The organism is uncultured Fibrobacter sp. (assembly GCF_937877005.1).
GTDB lineage: Bacteria > Fibrobacterota > Fibrobacteria > Fibrobacterales > Fibrobacteraceae > Fibrobacter.
Genome location: NZ_CALEFV010000290.1, coordinates 1 through 2,092 on the forward strand (window position 1 = coordinate 1; position 2,092 = coordinate 2,092).

Genomic DNA, 2,092 nt, shown 5'->3' on the forward strand with positions numbered 1-2,092 from the left:
GTGGAGGTGGTGATGATAGACATGGTGATTTCCTTTCTGGCTCTTATGGCCTTGCGGTAGGTCGCAACCCTGATTGATTTGTGGAGGTGTGTGTTCCTCACTTGTTATGGCCATATTATAGCAATCAAGGTGTCCAATAGTTCGAACACCTTGATTATTTCTTTGGACTTTTTTCTATGGCAGATCGATCAAGAGATTATCCCTTGGGTGGCGGGATGTCCGTAGATGCGTGTAAGCTGTGCAATCACATTCCAAGATGTATCTGGATGTACGATGATGTTTCAGGATGTCCAGTCACAGCCGCAGATTGAACAGGGGAGTGGACTGGGATGCCATTTCCACGATGCTTCGATCCTCAAGGGACTGCAAGTACCGCTTTGTGATGTTGATGTTCTCATGCCCCAGGAGCCGGGACACGGAGTAGACATCCAGACCGTTCCGCAGACAGGTCTGAGCGAAGTAGTGGCGGGCTGTATGGGGAGAGCAGCGGATGTTCTCTCGTACCGATGCCTTTTGGTTGGCCTGATTGAAGATGTGTTCCAGAGCTTCTTTAGTCAGGGGACGGCCTGTGCGGGAGAGGAGGTAGTTGTCGTAGTGGACTTGCTTATCGTCGAAGTAGTAGTCCCGCATCCGCTCGTACTTCAGCATGACCTTCCGCAGGTAAGGGGAGATGGGGACATGGCGTTCCTTGTTGCCCTTGCCGAGCACGCGCACGAGTTTCGCGTTTGCGTCAATGCGGTCCCAGGTGAGCATCTGGCATTCCGAGATGCGCAGCCCCGACCCGTAGATGAGTTCAAGCAAAATGCGCGCCCGCACCTGTTGCAGCGTCGGGTTCTCGATTTCAGGGAATTTTTCTTCGGTGAGGTCTTTTTGTCCGAGAATGTTCACCAGCCGTTTTGGTCGCTTTGGCATGGGCACGTTTTCGGAGGGATTCTTTTCGATAATCTTGCTCTTGACCAGGTACTTGCCGAAACTTTTCAAGGCGGCAAGGTGTTCGCAGATGCTCGTGGGTGCAAGCTTCTGTTTCATCTTCATGTCCCACACGAAACTCTTCACGTTCATCTCGGCAAATGCGGAAAGTTCTAGGTTTGCAGCGTTGTCATTTGAGCTATTCGATGCTCTTAGGTGCTCCATGAACTTTGCGAGTGATTTTTTGTAGGTGTCCACCGTACGCGGCGAAAACCTGCGTCGTTCCGCAAGGTATTGTAGAAACTGCTCGATGTGTTCAGAAAGGTTCATGGGTGTGTATTCTCGTTGGTCTACGGCGTAAAAATAATCTATCTTAAGGGACAAGGTATGACATTGGCAAAATTTTTTGATGTGCATTCACGAAAGAGCTTTCACCAGGCGGTGGTAGCTCTCTTTGCGGTGCTGTCATTTACGGTTTTCTCTTCTGCTGCCAATCGTGTGTCGGGTGCAAACGCGACCCTGGACATTGAGCCGGGTGCGCGGTCTGCCGCTTTGGGTTCTGCGACCATGGCAGTCGATGGCGACTACCTGGGGCTGATGTCGAACCCCTACCAGCTTTCTAATGTGGACTACGCCTGGGCGTCATTCTCGCATACTGAGTACTACGAAGACACCAAGTACGACTTTGCCTCGGCCGTGATTCCGCTCGGGGTGGGGCAGGGCCTTGGAGTTTCTTTTTCCCGTTTTGGTGCAGATGACATTCCCTACATCAAGGAAGGCGAGCCCCTGCCCGAAGGCAGCGACTACAATACGCTCTCGATTGCCGACTGGGTTTTCTCGGTGACATTTGGCCGCCGTCTTACCGAAAGGCTTGACCTCGGCGTGGGGTTCCACGGACTTTACCGTGAAATGGACCAGACCGGCTATGGATTCCGAGGCGATGCGGGACTGCGCTATCGCGTCTTGGACGATTTTTATGTGTCCGGCTTGTTGAAGGGGTGGACTTCTTCGGCGGCGACCTGGGAATCGGGCGAGTTTGAATATTCCTCGCCGGAATTCTACCTGGCAGCAAGCTATGGAATCGGAGTGCCGTACCTGTATGGCAAGTTGAATCTGTATTGGCAGGGGGCGGGGCTATTCCACCAAGAAGCCCGCGACCTGGATTTCGAGACGGACAAGGACC

2 protein-coding genes are annotated in these 2,092 nt (G+C 52.7%); one reads left to right on the forward strand and one right to left on the reverse strand.

From position 1 onward, the window contains the following. Positions 1 to 294 precede the first annotated feature (294 nt). On the reverse strand, positions 295 to 1,239 hold the full coding sequence (locus Q0628_RS13035; RefSeq protein ID WP_298771646.1) for a tyrosine-type recombinase/integrase: 945 nt from the start codon (positions 1,237 to 1,239) through the stop codon (positions 295 to 297). Positions 1,240 to 1,320: 81 nt separating this feature from the next. Between Q0628_RS13035 and Q0628_RS13040 the strand changes: the two genes are divergently transcribed. Then, positions 1,321 to 2,092: hypothetical protein (locus Q0628_RS13040; protein ID WP_298771648.1), on the forward strand; the 772-nt coding region annotated here is incomplete at its 3' end.